The organism is Phaeodactylibacter sp. (assembly GCF_040219495.1).
In the GTDB taxonomy this organism is placed as follows: domain Bacteria; phylum Bacteroidota; class Bacteroidia; order Chitinophagales; family Saprospiraceae; genus Phaeodactylibacter.
In genome coordinates, this window is sequence record NZ_JAVJSK010000121.1 from 1 (window position 1) to 22380 (window position 22380).

General features: G+C 53.2%; 13 protein-coding genes. 10 read left to right on the forward strand and 3 right to left on the reverse strand.

The features are described from left to right. Positions 1 to 284: 284 nt before the first annotated feature. Positions 285 to 1064 (forward strand): SDR family NAD(P)-dependent oxidoreductase, encoded by a 780-nt coding sequence (locus RIC19_RS18925; RefSeq protein WP_350179926.1) that lies wholly within the window; start codon positions 285 to 287, stop codon positions 1062 to 1064. Between the two features lie 2 nt (positions 1065 to 1066). Then, positions 1067 to 1927 carry a fumarylacetoacetate hydrolase family protein gene (locus tag RIC19_RS18930; RefSeq protein WP_350179927.1) on the forward strand — a complete coding sequence of 287 codons (861 nt, stop codon included), beginning with the start codon at positions 1067 to 1069 and terminating at the stop codon, positions 1925 to 1927. Between the two features lie 100 nt (positions 1928 to 2027). On the opposite strand, the gene RIC19_RS18935 is transcribed toward RIC19_RS18930, so the two are convergent. Continuing rightward, positions 2028 to 3572: a thiol-activated cytolysin family protein gene (locus tag RIC19_RS18935; RefSeq protein ID WP_350179928.1), complete on the reverse strand. Its 1545-nt coding sequence runs from the start codon at positions 3570 to 3572 to the stop codon at positions 2028 to 2030. A gap of 120 nt (positions 3573 to 3692) precedes the next feature. Here RIC19_RS18935 and RIC19_RS18940 point away from each other — a divergent pair, with 120 nt between their 5' ends. The 3 genes from RIC19_RS18940 (at position 3693) to RIC19_RS18950 (ending at position 9986) form a co-directional block, all read left to right on the forward strand. Then, on the forward strand, positions 3693 to 5546 hold the full coding sequence (locus RIC19_RS18940) for a hypothetical protein (protein ID WP_350179929.1): 1854 nt from the start codon (positions 3693 to 3695) through the stop codon (positions 5544 to 5546). A 158-nt stretch (positions 5547 to 5704) separates the two neighbouring features. After that, on the forward strand, positions 5705 to 8320 hold the full coding sequence (locus RIC19_RS18945; protein WP_350179930.1) for a PQQ-dependent sugar dehydrogenase: 2616 nt from the start codon (positions 5705 to 5707) through the stop codon (positions 8318 to 8320). Between the two features lie 70 nt (positions 8321 to 8390). Beyond that, a complete protein-coding gene (locus RIC19_RS18950; RefSeq protein ID WP_350179931.1) occupies positions 8391 to 9986 on the forward strand; it encodes a T9SS type A sorting domain-containing protein in 1596 nt (531 codons plus the stop codon). A 156-nt stretch (positions 9987 to 10142) separates the two neighbouring features. Here RIC19_RS18950 and RIC19_RS18955 read toward each other — a convergent pair whose 3' ends face one another. Beyond that, positions 10143 to 10844 (reverse strand): LytR/AlgR family response regulator transcription factor, encoded by a 702-nt coding sequence (locus tag RIC19_RS18955; RefSeq protein ID WP_350179932.1) that lies wholly within the window; start codon positions 10842 to 10844, stop codon positions 10143 to 10145. After that, entirely contained in the window at positions 10841 to 11962 is a 1122-nt protein-coding gene (locus tag RIC19_RS18960; RefSeq protein WP_350179933.1) for a sensor histidine kinase, read from the reverse strand. Before RIC19_RS18960 ends, RIC19_RS18955 begins: the two co-directional genes overlap by 4 nt. A gap of 222 nt (positions 11963 to 12184) precedes the next feature. Here RIC19_RS18960 and RIC19_RS18965 point away from each other — a divergent pair, with 222 nt between their 5' ends. The 5 genes from RIC19_RS18965 (at position 12185) to RIC19_RS18985 (ending at position 22337) form a co-directional block, all read left to right on the forward strand. After that, positions 12185 to 13060: an ABC transporter ATP-binding protein gene (locus RIC19_RS18965; RefSeq protein WP_350179934.1), complete on the forward strand. Its 876-nt coding sequence runs from the start codon at positions 12185 to 12187 to the stop codon at positions 13058 to 13060. Positions 13061 to 13102: 42 nt separating this feature from the next. Next, entirely contained in the window at positions 13103 to 16663 is a 3561-nt protein-coding gene (locus tag RIC19_RS18970; protein ID WP_350179935.1) for an ABC transporter permease/M1 family aminopeptidase, read from the forward strand. A 109-nt stretch (positions 16664 to 16772) separates the two neighbouring features. Further along, positions 16773 to 17231: an HYC_CC_PP family protein gene (locus RIC19_RS18975; protein WP_502930848.1), complete on the forward strand. Its 459-nt coding sequence runs from the start codon at positions 16773 to 16775 to the stop codon at positions 17229 to 17231. 148 nt (positions 17232 to 17379) lie between these two features. After that, on the forward strand, positions 17380 to 21078 hold the full coding sequence (locus RIC19_RS18980; protein WP_350179937.1) for an efflux RND transporter permease subunit: 3699 nt from the start codon (positions 17380 to 17382) through the stop codon (positions 21076 to 21078). 29 nt (positions 21079 to 21107) lie between these two features. After that, a complete protein-coding gene (locus RIC19_RS18985; RefSeq protein WP_350179938.1) occupies positions 21108 to 22337 on the forward strand; it encodes a TolC family protein in 1230 nt (409 codons plus the stop codon). The last annotated feature ends 43 nt before the right edge of the window (positions 22338 to 22380 follow it).

Sequence of the window (22380 nt, forward strand, 5' to 3'; positions counted from 1 at the left end):
TTCGTTGTTCTTCGGTCACGTAGCTAAGGCTATGTGATTCAAGAATGGGCCCCTTTAATCCCATTCTTGAATGTATCACGCCTTGATCAGAACAAAATTTGGCTGCGTTCGCTCCAAAAGCAAAGTCCCAACACGCTCTAAGAGCTTGCTGGGATGTTAAGGTAGCACCTCTACACCTTTTTGGGCTTTTTGCTTCCACCAATACACCCCTAAACGATTACACCTTTACTGAGGATACTCTTTTTAGCAGAGCGGCCGTATCCGCTTCGTTAAATCAACCTTTTATGAAAATCAGACTCGACGGCAAAACGGCGCTGATCACCGGGGCCGGCAGTGGTATCGGTGAGGCGATCGCCCGGGTATTCGCAGAGGCGGGTGCTCACGTCTTTGTATTGGAGCGCGATGCCGGTAAGGGCGAAGCTGTAGCCCAGGCTATACGGGAAGCTGGCGGGCAGGCCACCTGCAAAGTTGCAGACGTCAGCAAGCAGGATGAGATGGTTGAGTTAGTCAATCATATTGTAGAAATTACCGGGCAAATCGACGTCCTCGTTAATAATGCCGGTATTGCTCATGTAGGCACCCTTGATGCCACGTCCGAAGCCGATTTTGACCGCATTTACGCCGTAAATGTGAAGGGGGTGTACAATGGGATGTACGCCGTTATCAAACACATGCAGCGGCAGCAGAGCGGAGTGATCCTCAACATGGCTTCCATTGCCTCTATGCTGGGGCTGCCCGACCGCTTTGCGTATTCTATGAGCAAGGGCGCTGTGCTAACCATGACCTATACCGTGGCCCGTGATTACCTGGCAGACAATATCCGTTGCAATTGTATTGCTCCTGCCCGCATCCACACGCCCTTTGTGGATGGCTTCCTGGCTGACAATTATCCCGGGAAGGAGGCTGAAATGTTCGATAAATTATCCAAAACCCAGCCGATCGGGCGCATGGGCACCCCGGAGGAGGTTGCTAAACTGGCCCTCTTTTTATGCTCGGATGCCGCAGGCTTCATTACGGGCACCAATTACCCGATTGATGGTGGGTTCGTAAACTTGAATACCTAAGCATGAAATTAATCCGATTTGGAGCGGCCGGAGCCGAGAAACCCGGCATTATTGATCAACATGGTAATTACCGCGATGTGAGTGCCTTTGGACAGGATTTTGACGAAGCTTTTCTGGGGGGCAGCGGCCTTGAAGACTTGCGCTCCTGGCTGGAGCAAAACCTGGACGGTTGCCCCGTGCTACCCACCGAAACCCGGCTTGGACCACCGGTGGCAGAGGTTTCAAAAATTGTCTGCGTGGGGCTCAACTACGCCCAACACGCCAAAGAAAGCGGCATGGACGTGCCCACAGCCCCTGTCTTATTCTTCAAGGCCACTACGGCTATCTGCGGCCCTAACGATGACATCATTATCCCCAAAAACAGCGAAAAGACCGACTGGGAGGTGGAACTGGCCATTGTGATCGGCAAGCGCGCTTCCTACGTAGAAGAGGCGGATGCCATGAATCATGTGGCGGGCTACGTGCTGCACAATGATGTGAGTGAGCGGGCCTTTCAGCTGGAACAAAGCGGGCAGTGGGTCAAAGGCAAAAGCTGTGACACCTTCGCGCCCATTGGGCCATTCATAGCTACAACAGACGAAATCCAGGACCCTCATAACCTCCGCCTCTGGCTAAAGGTCAATGGGGAAACCATGCAGGACAGCACCACGGCTGACCTGGTATTCAATATCCCTTATCTGGTGCACTACATCAGCCAGTATATGACCCTGCTGCCCGGCGATATCATCTCTACCGGTACACCATTTGGCGTGGGGCTGGGCTTAGACCCACAGCGCTACCTGAAACCTGGTGATATGGTCGAATTAGGGATTGACGGATTGGGCAGCAGCCGGCAAACGGCAAGGGCCTGGAGCCCGGCTTAAGCCAGATGACGCCAGGGATATATGCCTGATATTGGCGCAAACGATAAAGCGCCTGTTCGTACCTCAGCAGAAGTACAAACAGGCGCTTTTTACCGCTCTGTTAGTCACACTTTTCCAAAAAAGTGGCGAAGCCAGTGGAAAACCCACCTCGATAGGCCCGCCAGCAATCCTCATTTTGGCTTGAAGAGATGTGGTAAAGATTCCTCGTTTCCCACTCCCGCCAGGTCAATCCATCGATCCGCCTTACGATCATGCGCACATCGAATGCGCCGTCTGGCACGTCCGGCAAGGTAGCAGAGCTTTCATCGTTTATTTGCAGCTCTGTGGTTTTGCCCGTATCATCTGCGGGCGGATAATCGTGATCGTAAGTCAGCTTAATCCGTAAGTTGTAGGTATCGAAATCATTGTAGAAGTCAATTCTTGGATGATTGTAGGCGATTTTTCCACAACGTACATCTGTATAATCGGAACTAAATCCCATTTTGACGATACGGTTGTCACTTAACAAGTTGACCCGGTAGGCAATAGGCAGCCCCGGATTCTCCCGGGAGTAGACGGCATTCTCGACAATTAGCGGGGTCAGGCTTCCCGGGCCGCTGATATTCTCCAATGCCTGGGCAGCGCTCTGAGCACTCCCTCCAATGGTGAGCACACTGATGGAGGAGTTGCTCAGGATTTCATCGTACCGGCTGGCTACGTCGGCGGCCACGCTTACCCCGCCGGCGGCGTAGTTCATCACAGCGTTCAGGTCAATGGACGTTTCCACATTAGTGGCTTCCATGCGGAACAGGATGATCCTGCCGTAGTCTACGGCACTCACGTAGGCCGGGTGGTTGTCATCATCAGTAGAAGATTGAACCTGGTCCAAAGTGACATCGGGCCCCAGATAGTCCGTAGGCTCAAAGGGCGACTGGGCGGTGATGGTGTAAAAGATTTGCCGGTACGCCAGAAGGGCCACCCGCCGGTCTGTAGTCGTGCTGGTGCTGAGGTGTGAGGATACGGACCCTGTCACCCACTCTGCATTGATACCCAGTTCAATGCCCAACTGCCGCTGCTCGAAGGCTTCACTGGCCTCATAATAAGAGCGGGCACCGTTGAAATAACCCTGCTGAAAGGCTGTGTTGTTCCAGTGCTCCAATGCCTCATCGATAGCGGGGCTTACCGTTGCATTCGATGGATCAGCTACTGTGAAGGAACCTTTTTCCCCTATACCGGGCAGATCGATGGTTAGCGTCACCGGATTGCGCTCCAGGCCCAATGGCCGGGGTGTACCCGATAACAAATCAGCATTGGCCAAAACCAGGGCGCCCGGATATACATTTCCACTGCCCGGATTGAGAATCGCAATTTCTGAAAAATCTCTCTCCAGCTCGTAAGGCTGGCTAACACAGGTATTGCGGTACCCGCGATCTAGTGGGCCGGATTCTGTGTTCGGCTCCCCCGGTGTTTTCTGCGCCAAATCCCCGGGCGTATTATTGATATTAAGCATGTCCACGGGGTTGTAGGTCAGGCTACGGATGTAGGCATTGATATCTGTAGCCATAGGGTTTTCGGGAATAGAGGGTGTTTCTTCCTTGTCCTTATTGCAGGATTGGAAAAGGAAGAGGCTCAATAAGCATAGCAAGGCAGTGAATCGAATAGTCATTGCAGAATGGATTTTGGTATGCCTCAAAAGTATATTCCGGCGGTGCCTCCGTCCAAAATTCAGGCATGGACAAATCGTGGACAGCTGGTAAATACTGTGGTTTTGCCCTATATTCACCGTATGAAATCCCGAAGGCTCTTTTTCATCCTACTACAGGCAGCAGTGTTGCTGCTGCCGCAAAAATTGCCGGCAGATCCTATTGACAGTCTGACCCTACTGGTACAACAGCCCGCCCATGACACCATCACGGGCATGCGCTATCTGGAATTAGCCAAAGCCTGGTTTTGGGAAAATCCTGCCAAAACAGATTCCCTGCTTCGGATTGCCGAAAGCTACCTCGGCCCTCAGCAGTACTACCGGGGGCTCAGCGATGTGCATAACTTTCGGGCCAATTATCACTACATGGGCGGCCGGCCACTTGCCGCTTGTTCCTCTTTGGATACCGCCATGCAATTTGCTGCCCTTGATGGCGACAGCCTGCACATGATCGGTATCCGTAAGAACCTGACCATCCTGCGCTCAGAGGCAGGCGATATAGACGGGGCGCTGGAAGCCATTGAAGAAAGCATGCAATACCTGGTGGCCCATCAGGATAGTTCCCTGCTGGCCCAACACTTCGTACAAAGAGGACTGCTTTATCAGCAAAAGGGCTACCGCAGGCTGGCACTAAAAGATTTCCAAACCGCCCGGGAAGTCCATCTGGCGCTACAGGAAACAGCGCGGGTTGCTGAGGCCGAGCAGCATATTGGCAAGACCCTCTTCGATGAGTCCAATTACGAGGAAGCACTCCCTTATTTTGTTGCATCTGCGAAGCATTATCAACATGCCGGCCAACAGCAGTACTACGCAGAAGTACTGACTCTGCTGGGCACCAATTACCACAGGCTGCAAAAGTATAGGCTCGCCGATTCTATCTTCGCCGCGTCGATTGCGCTGAGCAATCAATTGCAGCAGCCCTACAATATCGCTCATGCCCAATTACTGCGGGCAGAGAGCTGGCTGGAGCGCGGGCACCAACTTGGACAAGCAGCGTCGGATGCGTCCGCAGCACAGCCTGTTTTTGAAGAAGTCCTGCCCATAATGGCCGGCAGTTGCCAGATGCTCCTTGCCCGGATTGACTCCGCGCAGCAACAGTGGCTTCCGGCGCTGGACAGGGTGGACAATAGCATTTCAATATTTGAAGACCATAAAGGAGCAAGCTACCTTCGGAACGCCCTAAGGTTAAAAGCAGCCCTTTTATCCAAACTCGGCCGCCCAGCCCAGGCTCTATCGGTCTACGAACAGGCACAAGCCCTAAGTGACAGCCTGTTTTCCATTCAGCAGTCCCAGGCTATTGCCGAGCTGCATTTGGAGTATGATACAGAACTCGAAGAGCGGGAAATTGCCCTCAAGGCCGCCCAAATCGACCGGCTGGCCAGTGAAAAAGAAAATGCCCTGCTCAGAAACCGGTTGCTGGGATTGAGCCTGCTGGCAACGCTACTCCTGCTCGGGGGAGGATACTACACATACCGGTTGCGGCAAAAGGCCCTAAAGGCTGAAGTACGGCACCGGGAGCGGGAACTAGCGGCCCAGCGCCTGCACCTGTTGCAGAAGAACAATATCCTGCAACAGGTAGAGGATCAGCTGAGCAATCAGACTACCACTTCCGGGGACGAGGGGCACCAGAAACTACTCAATAGCCTCCGGACTCAGGACACCCTGGACAAGGACTGGGACACGTTCACCTCCTACTTCAAGGCTGTGCATGCCAATTTCTCTGAACAACTGGAGCAAAAATTCCCTTCACTGAGTATAACTGAAAAACGCCTGGCTTACCTGTTCCGGCTGGGCACAACCATCGCAGAAGCAGCTGCGCTTTTAAATATCCAACCGGAAAGTGTACGTAAGGGTAAATACCGATTGAAAAAGAAACTCACCACTGCAGCCGGAACGGATAACGAAAGCCTGGAAGATATGCTGCGCCAGATTGGGTAGGCCTGGAGCGGGTAGCGGATAGATGACATTGCTGAAGTTTTACAGCAAAGCGCGTCATAGTTCTATTTGCTTTCTGCTATATTTGAGGTTGTATCTTTTGTGCCCGGGGGCTTCAACGTACCCAAAATACGCCGGGCAACTTTCCAAAAAACTCAGCAATGCTCCAGTGGCGATACCTCCTTGTTTTTCTATTATTTTCCGGCCTTATGGCCTTTACCCTCGTTCCGCCTGGCCCTACGCCTCCGGGCGCTATAGGCCCGTTTTTAAATGGAGTATTGCCATCGAAGACACCCGGTGCTAATGGTGCCTGGAGCCTGGAAGATGTCTCGGAGGGGCTCAGCATTCCATCTCCGCTACGGATTATCCCCTTTCCGGGCAGCGAAGATGTCCTGGTGCTTAGCAAAATTGGTGAAGTGTGGCGCGTCAACCTGGCTCAACAGACCCAGCAGCTGGTACTCGACATCAAAGACCGGGCCTTCAAAGAGGGTGAAGCAGGCACTACGGGCATCGCACTCCACCCGGAATTTGGCAACCCCGATGCTCCGGATAAGCAGCTGATTTTCGTATTCTACCGCTACAAGCCACAGCCCGACAGCTGGGACGAGAAAGGCTTCAACCGGCTCTCTAAATTCCGGTGGGATGCTGGCAGCGGCACTTTTGATACCAGTACTGAACAAATCCTGTTTCAACAATACGACCGCAGCACCTGGCACAACGGTGGTGGTATGTTCTTCCATCCGGATGATGGCTTTCTCTACCTCGGCCTGGGAGATGAAGGGCATTTTCACTTCAAGGAAATTTCCAATCAGCGCCTCGACCGGGCCCTCTTTGGAGGGTTGATCCGCATTGACGTGGACAACGACCCGGAGCGCAGCCATTCCATCCGGCGGCAGCCGCAGCCCTCAGAGTGGGGCCCCCAGGACCCAACCTGGGGAGACACCTACTCCCAAGGCTACTCTATCCCCAACGACAATCCCTGGCAGAGCCCCGACAGCAGCCTCATGGAGGAATTCTACGCCATTGGCATCCGAAGCCCCTATGGCGTAAGCTATGACCCGGTGGAGGACCGGATCTGGCTGGCTGATGTGGGCGAGGTACTGCGGGAAGAAATCTCTATCATCGGTAAAGGACAAAACCTGCAGTGGCCTTTTCTGGAGGGCACCGTGCCTTCTGAAGAATACGCCCGCCCGGACGAGGTGATTGGAGAAGAACAGCCGCCTTTGCATGAGTACAGCCGTGACTTTGGCAACTGCATCATTGGCGGGCAGGTCTACCGGGGCAACCTCTTCCCAAATCTTTGGGGCAAATATCTTTTTGCTGACTACGGCAAGCGTAAACTCATGTCGCTGGACTACGATTTTGATAACCAACAGGGGGAACGGGATATCCTGATTGCAGATATACGCAACCTTGGGCTTGACCTTTCCAGCAGTGCGGCTATCACGGGGATTTCTTCCCGCCCGAACGGAGATATCCTGCTAACTTTACAAAGCGGAAATGACTTTTTTGCACCCGGTAAAATCCTTCGCCTGACTGCACAGGAAACTATCGCCGACCCACCCGAACGCCTGTCGGACCTGGGGGTATTTACCGACCTCTCCACGCTAAAGACGGTACCGGGCATTCTGCCTTATCAGGTCAACTCCCCACTTTGGTCTGATGGAGCAGCCAAGCGCCGGTGGATGGCCATCCCTAATGACGGGGTCTTCGACAGCCCGGCGGAAAAAATTCAATTCAGCAGCCGGGAAGACTGGCGGTTTTCGGAAGGTACGGTTTTCATCAAACATTTTGAGCTGCCTGAAGCACGCCCCAACGGGCAGGCAGCCCCGCTGGAAACCCGCTTTTTTGTGCTGGGCACGGATGGCAAAAGCTACGGCCTAACCTATCAATGGAATGATGAGGGGACGGATGCCTTCCTGCTTAAGGCTGATGCCTCGAAAACGTTTACGCTCTATGAAGGAGGTATGCCCGTAGCTGAACAAACCTGGGACTACCCCAGCCGGGATCAGTGCCTGAGCTGCCATACTGCCAACGCCAACTTCGTACTTGGCGTAAAAACCCATCAGCTCAACAGTGATCTCACCTATCCCGCTTCCGGCGAAACCCTGAATCAGCTCGCCTACCTGAGCGATGTGGGCATGCTCGATCACTCCATCGTTAATCCCGATAGTTACCCACGGGCCTATGCCATTGATGATACAGATGCTGACCTGGAGCTGCGCGTCCGCTCCTATCTGGATGCCAACTGTGCTTCCTGCCATAGGTTAGGCGGAGTTCAAGATCTGAAAATGGACCTCCGGTTCCAGCTGCCGCTGCATTTACAAAACCTCATTAATGAACCCACCAGCAGCTCCAACTCTGACCCCAACCGAATGATTGTCAAGCCCGGGGACCACGCCAACTCTGAAATCTGGGTACGGGACGCAAGCTTGTCCAGTAATCAGATGCCCCCCTTAGCCCGTTCCATCATCGATGAACCCTACATTGAATACCTCGCGGAGTGGATTGACGGGCTGCCGGAAGACGCCGGCAAGGTGCACGAGCTTATCGTTTACCCCAATCCGAGCAATGGCTGGGTCGGACTGCGCCTCGATGATGACTGGGAAGGCCCCTTTGAGCTGGAGGTCTACAACTTCAATGGGCAACTGGTGAAATCGGATGTTTTCTCCGGGCACTCTTACTTTATTGACCTGAGCATGGCTCAGCCCGGTGCTTACGTCCTTAAGCTGGGAAATGGGAACAGTCAAGAGGTCCGCAAGTTTATGATTCAATAGGAAGTGATTTTTATCACACAAAGTCTGTAAAGAATTCTGGTTTTTTGTGCTAAACAAATAGCATAAAAACATGCGGTCCTTTACCCTGGTGTTACTCCTCAGCAGCCTTTTGACTTCCACTTTTGCACAGTCTGACTTTTCAGTTACCGTCCACCCTTTCACCATCGACGGCTTCGATGGGGTACAGTCCTTTGTATCCGCTACGCACGATGGCCACATCTTAATCATTGGCGGGCGCAAGGATGGTTTGCACCAACGGCAGCCCTTTGCCTCCTTCCTGGCCTCAGATAACAACACGACTATCCACCTTCTCCACCCGGAGACCGGTGGGCACTGGTCTGAAAGCGTATCTGCCCTGCCGGAACCGCTACAGGAACAGTTGCAGTCTACCAATATGCAGTTCCATCAGGTGGACGATCATTTGATTATTACCGGGGGGTATGGCTTTAGCCCAAGCATGAACGACCACATCACCTATGCTATGCTTACGGTGGTGGATGTACCTGCCCTTGCTAATGCCCTGCTGAATGGCGGGAATATCGCTCCTGCTTTTCAGTATGTGCCCGACTTCCGCATGGCGGCGGCCGGTGGCTACTTGCAGCATTTGCAGGACACCTTCTACCTCGTGGGCGGGCACCGCTTTACCGGGCGCTACAACCCGCACAACGGCCCTTCCTTTGTACAGGAATACACCAATTCCATCCGCCGGTTTACGATCGGAAACATAGATTCGGACCCCGTCATAGACTTTTATGAAGCCTGGACGGACGAGATGAACCTCCACCGCCGGGACTATAACCTGGTCAAGCAGATTTTCCCGGGCGAACAACTGGGCATGACCGCCTTCTCCGGCGTCTTTCAGCATGCCGCTGACCTCCCTTTCCTCAATTCTGTAGACATCACAAGTGCCGGCTATACCGTCAACAACGATTTTGAGCAGCACCTCAACCACTACCACTGTGGCACGGCCCCGATTTACGACACCACGACCGGCGATATGCATACCCTCTTCTTTGGCGGCATGAGCCAGTTTTACCTCGATGCGGAAGGCGAGCTGCGGGAGGATCAGGCCGTCCCCTTCGTACCCACAATCGGGCGGGTGACGCGGCATACCGATGGCAGCATTATTGAGCAGCGTGTGGGCGAATTGCCGGCGCTCCTGGGCGCAGGGTCAGAATTTATCCCTGTGGGCAACACGCTGGACTTCCAACCGGACATACAAGTACTCAATCTGCCGGACGTTGGAGACAGCCTCTTCATCGGCTACCTGGTGGGTGGCATTGAAAGCACACAACCAAATATTTTCTTCATCAATGACGGTACCCAAAGCGTGGCCACGAACAGCTTATTCCGGGTGTACCTCAAGCCGGAGGGGGTCAGCAGTAATCAGGAGGTACCCGCTCAGCCCAAACTAAACTCACTGTTACTTTCGCCTAATCCGGCAGCCGACCAACTGCAACTGTCCTTTGAACTGGCGGAAGCTTCTACTGTGCTGGCTACGATGGTAGACTATCAGGGCAAAATCATCCGGCAGACTGATTTGGGGTATCTGGGCGCCGGAGGGCAAACGGCTACCCTTGGCATTGAAGATTTGCCGGCAGGTGCTTACTTGCTGAATCTTACGGCTGGGCAGTCGCAGGTGGTGGAGCGGTTTTTGAAAAAGTAGGGACTCTGATTTCCATGAGCTGGGCATAGGTCTGTTATTCAGTCACGGCTGCTAATACATTGTTCCGGAATTAGTCGACCCGGAATAAAGCGAGCGGCCGTAAGATAACCCAGTCTGAAAAAGCATGGGGAAATCCGGGTTATCAAGCCAATTAACCTACCCTATCAGTCCCATCACCTTCTGCCGGTAGGTTTGCCCGATCGGGACCTCATGCTCCCCCAAAAATAATCGGTTGCCGGATAGGCGGTCCACCTTATCCAGGGCAACCAGAAAGGACTTGTGTATTCTAAGAAATTCAGGCTCTTGCAGTTTTTCTGTGTAATATGAAATGGAAACATGCGTAAGGAGCGTACCGGTTGGCAGGTAGACCTTGGTGTAGTTACCATACGCCTCAATGTATATGATCTCATCAGTGCGCAGGCGGTGATACTGTTTGTCGCCCTTTATAAAAAGTTTTTGTTGCTCATCGGCTTTCGTACCTGGCGCCTGGGTGGAGGTACCAGCCTGGGGTGGGAAGGCATTGTCAATCGCCTTGAGAAAGCGGGCAAATGAATAGGGTTTGAGGAGATAGTCGGCTACTTGTAGCTCGTATCCTTCCAAGGCAAACTCTTTGTGAGCGGTGGTTACGATGACTTTGGGAGGATGGCTCAGTGTACGCAAAAAGTCAAAGCCTTTTAACTTCGGCATGTGGAGGTCCAGAAACATCAAGTCTACCCGTTCCGCCTTAAGGTACGCTATAGCCTCCAGCGCATTGTAGCATTGGTGGACCAGCTGTAAATGGGGCAGCTCTTTAGCGAAGCTCTTAATCAGGTCATGAGCCAGCGGTTCATCATCGACAATGAGGTATTTGATCTTCATTTTTGCATTAGGTCTATAGTGAGAACGGCATTGTAAATGTTATTGTCGCTCGACAGGAGCAGTTGGTGCTGCTCAGGATAGACCAGCTCCAGCCGGCGGCGAAGGTTCGCCAGACCGATGCCCGGTGCGGACGGCTGCTCCTCAGGGTCAAAATTATTACGAATTTCAAAGTGGATTTGTGCCGGTGTAGCCTTAAGCTGTACTTCAATAAAGGCATCAGTCAACAGGCGTTCAGCCCCGTGCTTGAAGGCATTTTCCAACAGTACGATAAATAATAAAGGCGAAACCATTACCCCCTCCGCTACTTCATCCACAAACTTGATGTTTACCTTCTGATGCTGCCTGATTTCGTGCAGCTCAATGTAATGCTGTAAATAGACAACCTCCTCGCTTACCGGCACCCTTTCCTTCTTGCCCTCATAAATCGTGTAGCGCATCATTTCTGACAGCTTCACAATCACCTCGGGGGCTTCTTTAGCTTGGTTGACGGTAAGGGCGTGCAGGTTATTGAGGGTGTTGAAGAAAAAGTGGGGGTTAATCTGTGATTTCAGCAGGGCGAGTTCTGCGGCTGACTTCTCATGTTGTAAGGACCGGAACCATTTCCATTGCTCGTATACCCAAAGGGCCATAAAGCAAGGAATTGGCCAGAGGAAGGCGAAAATCAACGGCTCTTTGTAAGCAAAGTAGTCACCGGAGAACAGGCGACCGTAGATAAAGGTCAGTAAAATCAAGGTATAAAGCCCAATGATTAGTGTACGATACTTGTTAAAGAACTTTGGTACGGCCCAGAACAAAAGATATATCCAAATCGCTGTAAGGAAACCAAAAGACAGTGGGTTGTCCGCCATTTCTACGTACGCTTCGGCTATGAACACACCGGCCAGTAAGCTCAGCAGTGTTCCGATGTGGATTAGTAAACGGCCCTTGTTTTTTACCTGCTCATACCGATAGATGAGAAAGGCAATCACCAGCGACCAAAGCGTGAAAATTGCAACGTTCTCCCCTACGGCTGCAGGGTCTATTAACACTACACCTAGGTTAGCCAACAGCACGGTTGCCAACAGCGCAATCAGAGGGCCCAACCATAGTGGGCGAAAACGATGTAGGATACTTTTCATAAAGGCTGTAAGTAAGTTTCGCCAACGAAATTATACGGAAATATACGCGATTGCTAAAGCTTTGGTCGAACACCGACTAAATAGGTATATACACTATGGTTTTGGGTATCAACCGTATTCAAGGCTAAAACACAGGTGTTTATTTGGAATGAGGTGGGGTTGGGCCTTAAATGTTGGAGCGTAAAAAAGGAAGGTATAGGTTTGTTGAAAACACAAATCGCTATGCAGGAAAACCTCCTTCAAATTACGGACTTACATAAGACATACACCAACGGTACCCAGGCCCTAAGCGGTGTAGCGCTCGAATTAGGCAATGGTATGTTTGGGCTGCTGGGCCCCAATGGCGCGGGGAAGTCAACGCTCATGCGGATTATTGCCACTCTGCAGCGGGCAGATCGTGGGCAGGTCTGTTTCAACGGTACTGATATAGCGGTTGAGCCTATGGCGGTTCGGAAAGCCCTCGGTTACCTACCACAGGAGTTTGGAGTATACCCGCGGGTATCCGCCCAGCGGCTGCTCGATTACATTGCCGTACTCAAGGGCGTGACGAATAAAAAAGAGCGCCAGGACCAAATCGCCTACCTACTGAACCAAACCAACCTGTACGCGCACCGTAAACAAGCTGTGAGCACTTTCTCCGGCGGTATGCGTCAACGCTTTGGCATTGCACAGGCACTACTTGGGCAGCCCCGCCTGATCATCGTCGATGAGCCTACCGCTGGTCTCGATCCGCAGGAGCGGTACCGTTTCCTTAACCTGCTCAGCGAAATTGGCGAGCATATTATAGTCCTCCTCTCTACCCATATTGTAGAAGACGTACAAGAACTCTGTACGAAGATGGCCATCATGGCTAACGGGCATATCGTTCAGCAAGGGAGCCCCGCAGCACTTTGCCAGTCATTAGAAGGGAAGCTGTGGCAGAAGCAATTCAGCAAACCAGAACTCCATGCTTTCAGGGGAACGTTGCCTATCCTATCTCAGCGATTACAGGCGGGTAAAATACAGGTGAGGGTACTGTCTGACACGGCGCCGGGTGATGGGTTTGTGTCCGTTGAGCCTGATCTCGAGAGCCTGTACTTCTCCGCCGTTGATGCTTAGGTCGCCATCGACCAAGTTCTATTACCATAAAAAATTTACTTTATGCTTGCTTCCCTGTTGCAATTCGAATATGTCTACCAAATGCGCCAGCGCACCATGCTGTTCTTTTCCATACTCTTTCTTGGGCTGGGGTGGCTTATGGGGATAAAAGGATTTACACCACCCAACCTGTTCCTCAACAGCCCCTACATGCTGGCCCATAATATTGCTCTCCTGTCATTATCTGTCGTATTTCCGGTGCTGTTCTTCACCCTAAGCGGGCTGCTGCGCGACCAGTTGTATCAATTTCAGGGAATACTCTACAGTACTGCGGTTCAGCGGTCTTCCTTCTTTTGGAGCCGCTTTTTTGGAGTGTTGAGTATGAGTGTGCTGGCGTTTAGCATGATCCTGCCTGGGATGATGCTGGGCGTGGCCACAGCTGAAGTGGAGCCGGGGCGGATCTTGCCCGGACAAGGGTGGTCGTACTTCTACCTGTGGCTGGTTTTCATTGTGCCCAACGGCCTGATTTGTACGGTAACGGTCTTCGCGGCGGGCTTATTGAGCCGCAACCGCCTGGCTGTTTACGCAACTGCTATAAGCATCTACGGGATTTACTGGTTATGTGCCATCTTTTTCAACTCGCCGCTTATGGCTGCCGCTCAGCCGCCCGACCCCGAAAATATAATTTGGGCTGCCCTTGCCGACCCTTTTGGCATTAGTGCATTTCTCGAGCAAAGTCTGTACTGGACCCCGGCGGAAAAAAATACTCATCTACCTGCCTTGAGCGGCTACTTCCTGCTCAACCGCTGTTTATGGATTGGTCTGGCGCTTTTGCTGCTAGGCTTTAGTTACACCCGGTTTGCCTTCAGGCCAAAGCTGGAAAAATCAACCGGCAAAGCAACAACTATGGCTACGGGGACCACTCCTGAAGTCCCAACCCGCCCCCCTATCCAATTGAGGGCTCGGCAATGGAAAAGCTTTAGGTCGATCTTCAGCTTTGAGTTGCGGCAACTGCTATTCTCCTGGCCGTTTTTGCTGATCATGGGGCTGTGGCTGGTTATCGTCTTTACCGAAATTTACAGCCGGATCAATAGTGGAGGACCCTACAACGACAGCCTTTACCCGACAACAGCATTGCTCGTTTGGCTGATTGAAGATCCACTGCCTTATATCTCGCTTTTGCTCATACTGTTGTACACCGGAGAGCTACTGTGGCGAGACCGGGAGCATAAAATTGCAGGTATTCTGGGTAGTGTACCAGCGACTAATCAGGCGATGTTCTGGGCGCGGGCGTTAACTCTTTTTAGCCTTCCGTTACTGCTCATACTGACGAGCGTATTGCTTGCTCTTGGATTTCAGGTAGCCTACAACTATTCAAACTACGAACTACAGTGCTATCTGGCTATGCTGTACTACAGTGGCTTGCCCATACTCTTTTACACAACGATCATTTTGCTGGTGCAAATTCTGATGCCTCGTAAGTACCTTGGGATGGCAACCGCTTTTACCGTTTTTCTTGTTACCCGTCCCTCGCTTATGGGGCAGTTGGGGGTCCACCATCCCTTGTTGCAGTTGGGGTTCTTTCCAAACCTGATGTATACGGATATGAATGGTTTTGGGGATACGAGCCGTCCCTTCCATCACTTTGCCCTGCATTGGTCTATACTTGGAATCATTTTCATTTTCCTGAGCTACCAGCTTTGGCCAAGGTCTTACGAAAGCAGCCTGAGCGCACGCTGGCAAAACTTACAGCAACAGTGGCGGACTAGGAATACAATCCTGCTTGCCGGGGCAGGCCTCTTATTTCTGTTGTCCAGCCTCAGGATTTACCGTGAACTTCACATCGCAAATGAGTACCAAAGTCCGCAGGAGCAGCTCGACTTCAAAGCGGCATACGAGCGGCAGTACAAACACCTGCAAACCGACCACTACTTGTTCCCTAGGGCTATTGACCAGCAAGTAGAGTTGTATCCCCATCAGGGGAAATACAAGGTCAAAGCCAGATACACCGTTCAGAACAAAAGTGACACTGTCCTCACCCGACTGTTTATCACCGAGCGGCTGCCACTTACTCGTTTAGAAGTGCAGGGCGCACGCTTGCTAGAACGGGATTCTACTTTTGGCACCTGGCTGTACCAGCTTGAGCCAGTTTTGCAACCGGGGGACTGCCTGGATTACCAATACGAGTTATCGTGGGAACGCAAGGGATATGAAAGCAGTAAAAGTCTGCTGGAGAATGGCACCTATCTTTCCCGAGGTGAGTATGACCCGGTGCTCAACTACCGGCGCAGTTTGGAAATCCAGGACCCCACCGAACGCCATCAACGGGGGCTGCCTCCGCTGGTGGAAGAACCGGTTTTGGAAACCCATATTGACCAGCAAGCTACGATAGGGCGAATCGACTTTAATTGCACGCTCTCTACCGTAGAAGGCCAAACGGCCATTGCCCCCGGTAAATTGATAGATCAGTGGAAAACCGATGGCCGGGCTTACTTTCACTACCGAAGTACGACGCCCTTGCTGCCGATTTTGAATTATTTATCCGCCCACTACGCCCGTCGGGATACTATGGTAAACGGAGTGAGCATGGAGCTCTACTTTCACTCAGGCCATGCCTACAACATAGCGGAGGTCGAAACCTATGCAGTTCAGGCACTGGTGTACTGTGAAAAAGCCTTTGGTGCCTATCCACATGATCACCTGCGTATCGCCGAAATTCCTTCCCATTGGCACTTTGGGGGGCAAGCGATGCCCGGCACGATAAGCATGGTAGCGGACCGGCTTTACCTGACCGACCCCAGAGGTTCACCAGCATTCGACCTGGTAGCCAAACGGACCATCCATGAGGTCGCACACCAATGGTGGGGCGGGGTGCTTAGCCCCAAAAACACACCCGGTGCCAGTCTGATTATCGAAGGCCTGGCGAAGTACACCGAAGCAGCGGTAATGAGACAAGACCACGGCTGGAGCGCCCCCTGGCAAATCAGTCAAACGGCGAATAACCGGTACTTTCAGGGGCGTTCCAACGCTACGGATTCAGAGCCTCCGCTGTATCTAAGCGAGGGCGAGTCCTATTTGTCTTACGGTAAGAGTTACTTATCGATTATGGCTGCGGAAGAACTCCTCGGAAAAGCCGCTATTAATCGTGTACTTCGTTCAATGGTACACGACTTTGGCCATCAGGTGGAATCCAGGGCAACGGTGCTGGACTTTCTGGAACGCCTGTCAGCGGAAGGCACAAGGGTGGAGCAGCAACTACTGGACGACTGGTTTAAAGGGCGCTATACCTATGACTTACGGATTAAGCAGGCTACGGTCGAGCCACTTCCGGATGGTAATTATCGTATCCGGGGGCAACTCCAAGCCAACCGTCTGGAATGGGATGCTCACGGAAACGCAAGAGTGGCAGTGCTGAAAGAGCCCATCACTATCGGTGTGTTTCAACGGCACCCCAGGGAGATGAAAGCAGGGGATCAACCATTATATCATCAACGGCACAGACTAACCTCCGGGGAAAACGATTTTGAAATCATTGTAGAGGAGCTGCCCCAGTATGTGGTTGTTGACCCACTGGGAACAAGACCAGAAAAAAAGCGGCTGGATAATGTATGGGACTTAGATTGAAGGTGGGAAGGCTGTACCGCAGGTACAAATAAATCGGGATAGAAAGGCAGGACCAGATAAACAATTGTCCGGGCAAGTGCGTACTTTTATAGCAACGTCAATTGCTTTTATGCCTAAACTGCATTTTGCATATCGGATAATTGCCATAAGCATGGCCGTATTGCTGCTGACCTCCTCAGTGAGCTTTGCAGTAGATATGCATTTCTGCAAAGGCGAGCTGAAATCCATCAGCTTCTGGGGCAAAGCACCAAGCTGTCATGAGCAGGCTACCGCCAAAATTACCTGCCCCCACCACCAGAAAATGATGGCGGATAAAGGCGAGGCCGCATTGAAAAAATCCAACTGCTGCGATAACCACACCGTCCAAGTGGAAGCAGAACACGAGCGCCAAACGCAAACTTCAGGGGAGCTGGAGCTTAAACCTAGTTCCCAACAGTTTCTGCTGGCGTACACCTGTGCTTTTTTGCTACCACAGCCTGCCATCCTTTCCAGCACACGCTATCAGCACTACAAACCTCCTTTGATATACACGGATATCCCTGTCCTCACCCAATCTTTCTTGTTATAAAATGGCTTTCCCGCCCGCTAACAGTTGTTCAGCGGCGCGCTTGTACGCCTATTAGGTGCTTCGTCCGCTTTTTGCGTAAGCACCGCTGGTGTAAAGCTGCTATTTTGCAAGGGCTCAACGCCTATTGTGTACCGGAAAGTCATATTCCATGCTGAATCGTTTTATCAAATTCTTCCTCGACAATAAACTGGTGGCCTACCTGCTGCTCCTTGGATTCATCGGCTGGGGGCTGGCTACTGCACCGTTTGATTTTGGCATCGATAATCTGCCCCGGGACCCGGTGGCGGTGGACGCCATACCCGATATTGGCGAAAACCAGCAAATTGTCTTCACCAAATGGTCCGGCCGCTCGCCGGAGGATGTGGAGGATCAAATCACCTACCCGCTTACCACCGCCCTGCTTGGCATACCGGGCGTGGAAAGTATACGCAGTAATTCCATGTTTGGCTTTTCCAGTATCTATATCATCTTCGATGAGGAGGTCGAGTTTTACTGGAGCCGCAGCCGTATACTGGAAAAGCTGAATGCGCTGCCCGCCAACACCTTGCCGGAAGGGGTGCAGCCTACCCTGGGCCCGGACGCCACTGCGCTGGGGCAAATCTATTGGTACACCCTGGAGGGTCGCGACTCTGCCGGCAACGCCACGGGCGGCTGGGATCTGCACGAACTGCGCAGTATTCAGGACTTTTATGTGCGCTATGGGCTGTCGGCGGCGGAAGGCGTATCTGAAGTGGCTTCCGTAGGTGGGTTTGTGAAGGAATATCAGGTAGATATCAACCCTGATAAGTTAAAATCCTACGGCATCACCCTGCAGCAGGTGATGAACGCCGTGCGTGGCAGCAATATTGATGTAGGCGCGCAAACCATGGAGATCAACCGGGTGGAGTACTTCGTGCGCGGACTGGGCTATGTGAAGAATATTGAGGACATTGAGCAGAGTGTAGTCACGGTCAACGACAACGTCCCCATACGTGTGGGAGATGTGGCGTGGGTCAGCCTGGGCCCTGCCAACCGGCGTGGCGTGCTTGACAAGTCCGGGGCAGAGGCCGTCGGGGGCGTAGTGACCGCCCGCTACGGTGCCAACCCTATGCAGGTAATCGAAAATGTGAAGGCTAAGATTGCCGAACTCGAACCCGGGCTGCCCTCCAAGCAGCTCGCGGACGGCATCACCTCACAGGTGAAAATCATCCCTTTTTACGATCGTACCGAGCTCATCAATGAAACGATCGGCACACTGGAGGAAGCGCTGAAACTGGAGGTGCTGATCACCATCATCGTCATCATCCTGATGCTGCTCAATCTCCGTTCTTCCCTGCTCGTGTCCGGCTCCCTGCCCGTGGCGGTACTGATGTGCTTCATCGCCATGCGCTACTTCGGCGTGGATGCCAATATTGTGGCGTTGTCCGGGATCGCCATCGCCATCGGCACCATGGTGGATATGGGTATTGTGCTGGTGGAGAGCATGGTCAACCGCATGGAAGAAGCCCCGCCGGGGGAAAGCCTGATGGACACCATCTACGAAGCAACGACGGAAGTGGCATCAGCGGTGTTAACGGCCGTAGCGACCACTGTAGTCAGCTTCCTGCCCGTTTTTACTATGGAAGCTGCGGAAGGCAAGCTATTCCGTCCATTGGCGTATACCAAGACTTTTGCGCTCCTCTCCGCCATTATCGTAGCCATCACTATACTGCCGGCGGTGGCACACAGTGTATTTTCCATGCGCTCCCGTTCTCAGGCTACGGTTTATGTGGCCAACGGGCTGTCGGTCCTGGCCGGTATTGTACTCGCCTTGAGCGGGTACCATTTTTTCGGAGCCGCCCTGACCTTGGTGGGGCTGGCCGGGTGGGTCAATTACCGGGTTAAGAACAGGGGCACCGCCCGCTCCGCAAAGTGGGCATCCTGGGTAACCAATATCCTGTACGCGCTTCTGGTGGCCTGGCTGCTGGCGAGTGTTTGGATGCCGCTGGGCGTGGTGCAGAGTACTTTTGCCAATTTCCTGTTTGTAGCTCTACTGGCTGGTGCCCTGATTGGGCTGTTCCATCTGGTCATTTACTACTACGAACCCATCCTGCGGTTTTTGCTACGTTTTAAGCTCATCTTCCTCCTGGTGGTCAGTGCCGTTGTCGTCTTCGGCTTTCGGGTGTATCAGAATATAGGAGAAGAATTTATGCCAGCCCTGGACGAAGGGGCCTTCCTGCTGATGCCCACTTCAATGCCCCACTCGGGCATGCAGGAGAACATCAAGAACCTGCGCCTGCTCGATATGGCGGTAACCGCTATCCCTGAAGTGAAGTCGGTGGTGGGTAAAGCCGGGCGCGCCAATACCGCCCTCGACCCCGCCCCCATGTCAATGTATGAGAACGTCATCCTGTACAAATCGGAGTACAAGACCAACGGAGCGGGTCAGCGCATCCGCTTCCGTTACGAGGAGGACGAATATGTGCGCAATGAGGAAGGCGAGCTGATTCCCGATGAGGACGGCCGCTACTTCCGGCAGTGGCGGGACCACATCAAAAGCCCAGATGATATCTGGAATGAGATTGTGCAGGTGACGAAACTGCCGGGCGTGACTTCCGCGCCCAAGCTGCAGCCTATTGAGACCCGCCTGGTCATGCTGCAAACGGGTATGCGCGCGCCCATGGGTATCAAAGTACAGGGCAACGACCTGCAGTCCATTGAAGCTTTTGGGCTGAAGCTGGAAACGTTGCTCAAAGAAGTGGAAGGCGTTAAGGCCTCTGCTGTATTTGCCGACCGCATTGTGGGCAAACCCTACCTGCTGCTTGACATCGACCGGCGGGCCATTAGCCGCTACGGGCTGACGGTAGAGCAGGTGCAACAACACATTCAGGCCGCTATCGGCGGAATGACGATGACGACCACCGTTGAGGGGCGGGAACGCTACGCCATACGGGTGCGCTACCCCCGTGAGCTGCGCGATGATCCGGAAGCATTAAAACGAGTGTATGTCCCTACCGCTACCGGGCAGCCGATCCCGCTGGGGCAGCTGGTGGACATCCGCTACGAAGCCGGGCCACAGGCGATTAAAAGCGAGGATGGATTTCTGATTGGCTACGTGCTTTTCGACCGGGATGATGGCTATGCCGAAGTGGAGGTAGTAGAAAACGCCAAAGCTTACCTGCGGGAGCAGATCGAAGCTGGTGAATTAGAAGTGCCCCCCGCCATTAGCTACCGCTTTGCCGGCAATTACGAGCAGCAGGTACGGGCTAACCGGCGGCTGAGTATTGTGCTGCCGATTTCACTGGCTATTATTTTTCTGATCCTCTACTTCCAGTTCCGCTCCATAGCCCTGGCATTGATGGTCTTTACCGGGGTCTTCATTGCCTTTTCCGGTGGCTTCATCATGATCGGGCTGTACGGTACGGATTGGTTCCTCAATTTCAGTCTCTTCGGTACGGAGATGAGGGAGCTGTTCCAAATCCGGGCAGTCAATCTCAGCGTGGCGGTATGGGTCGGCTTCCTGGCGCTATTCGGTATCGCAACCGATGATGGCGTGTTGGTCGCTACTTTCCTCAAAGACAGTTTCAAGCGCAATGAGCCGGACAGCATACAAGGTATACGGGATGCGGTAGTAGAAGGCGGCCTCCGGCGGGTACGCCCGGCGATGATGACCACCGCTACCACCATTCTCGCCTTGCTGCCCATCCTGACCTCCACGGGCCGGGGAGCTGATATTATGCTGCCGATGGCGATTCCGTCCTTTGGTGGTATGGTGCTGCAGGTGGTTACCATGTTTACGGTGCCGGTGCTGTACGCGCTTTGGATGGAGGTGCAGAGTAGATGGAAGAAGAGAGGGGGCGACGAACTCAAGAGAACGAATGTCAACTGAGAAATCAATCTGCTATGAAAAACAATAGGATGAAAATACTTTTTGTAGTGCTCATCTGCGGAGCCAGTACGGCAATCCTTGCCCAGCCCCTCCCACAGCTCATCGACAGCGCCCTGCTGCGGCAGCCCGAGCTGAGGGCACTGGAGAAAGAGTATCAGGCGGCTTTGGAACGCGCCCCACAGGTGAGCCAATTGCCCAATCCGGAAGTAGGCGTCGGTGGCTTCCCGCTGCCGGTAGAAACCCGCTTGGGGCCGCAGTTGCTGCGAGTGGGGGCTACGCAGGGCTTTCCCTGGCCCGGCACCCTGCCAAGACGGGCAGAGCTGGAGAATACAAAAGCGAAGGCGCTATACGAGCAAATTGCCGCCCGCGCCCTGGAGCTCCGCTACGAGCTGGAACAAGCCTATAACCAACTTTACGCTATTGAAAAGCGGCAGGACATCCTGCGCCGCAATCTGCCATTACTCGAATCGCTGGCCACTACTGCCCTCGCCAAAGTGGAAAGCGGCAAAGGCAGTACTGCGGATGTACTGCGGGTACAAATCCGGCAGGAAGAGCTGCAACAGGAACTGGCTATATTGGAGCGGGAGGCCCTTAAACCGCTGGCGACAATCAATCGGTTACTGCAGCGCACGTCGGCGACAAAAATTCAGATGGTGGATGAACTTGGCCCCGCCCAATTGCCGTTTCGGCAAGACAGCCTGCTCGCGGCCATCCGCCGTACCCACCCGAAGCTGCGGCAGCTCAGCCGGCAACAGGAAGCTGCCCGGCAGTCCCTGCGCCTCAACGAACTGGACGGCAAACCTTCCTTCGGACTGGGCGCAGACTATATCTTCGTCGGCCCACGCAATGACGCCAACCTCAATGCCAATGGCCGGGATATTGTGCAGCTGCGGGCGAGCGTAAGCCTGCCCATCTACCGGGCGAAATTTGAGGCCAAAGAACGGGAAGAGCAACTGAAAATTGCTGCACTGGAAGACCGGAAAAAAGATTTGAGCACCCGTTTTGAGGCTGCCATCGCCCAAGCCTACGCCGATTTCGAAACCGCCCAACTGCGCCTGGACCTCTACGAGCGGCAGCGACGGCTCACCCAGTCTGCTATAGCTATTTTGCAGGAAGCCTACAGTGCGCAGGGCCGCAGCTTCGATGAACTACTGCGGCTGGAAAGCGAGCTGATTGAGTATGACCTGAAGCGGTTGAACGCGGTGGTGGCTGGGCACTTGGCGGTGGCGAGGATTAATCAGCTGCTGTGGGATCAATAAAAATTGAGGAGACTTCTAACTCAAAACCGGATAAGACATGCGA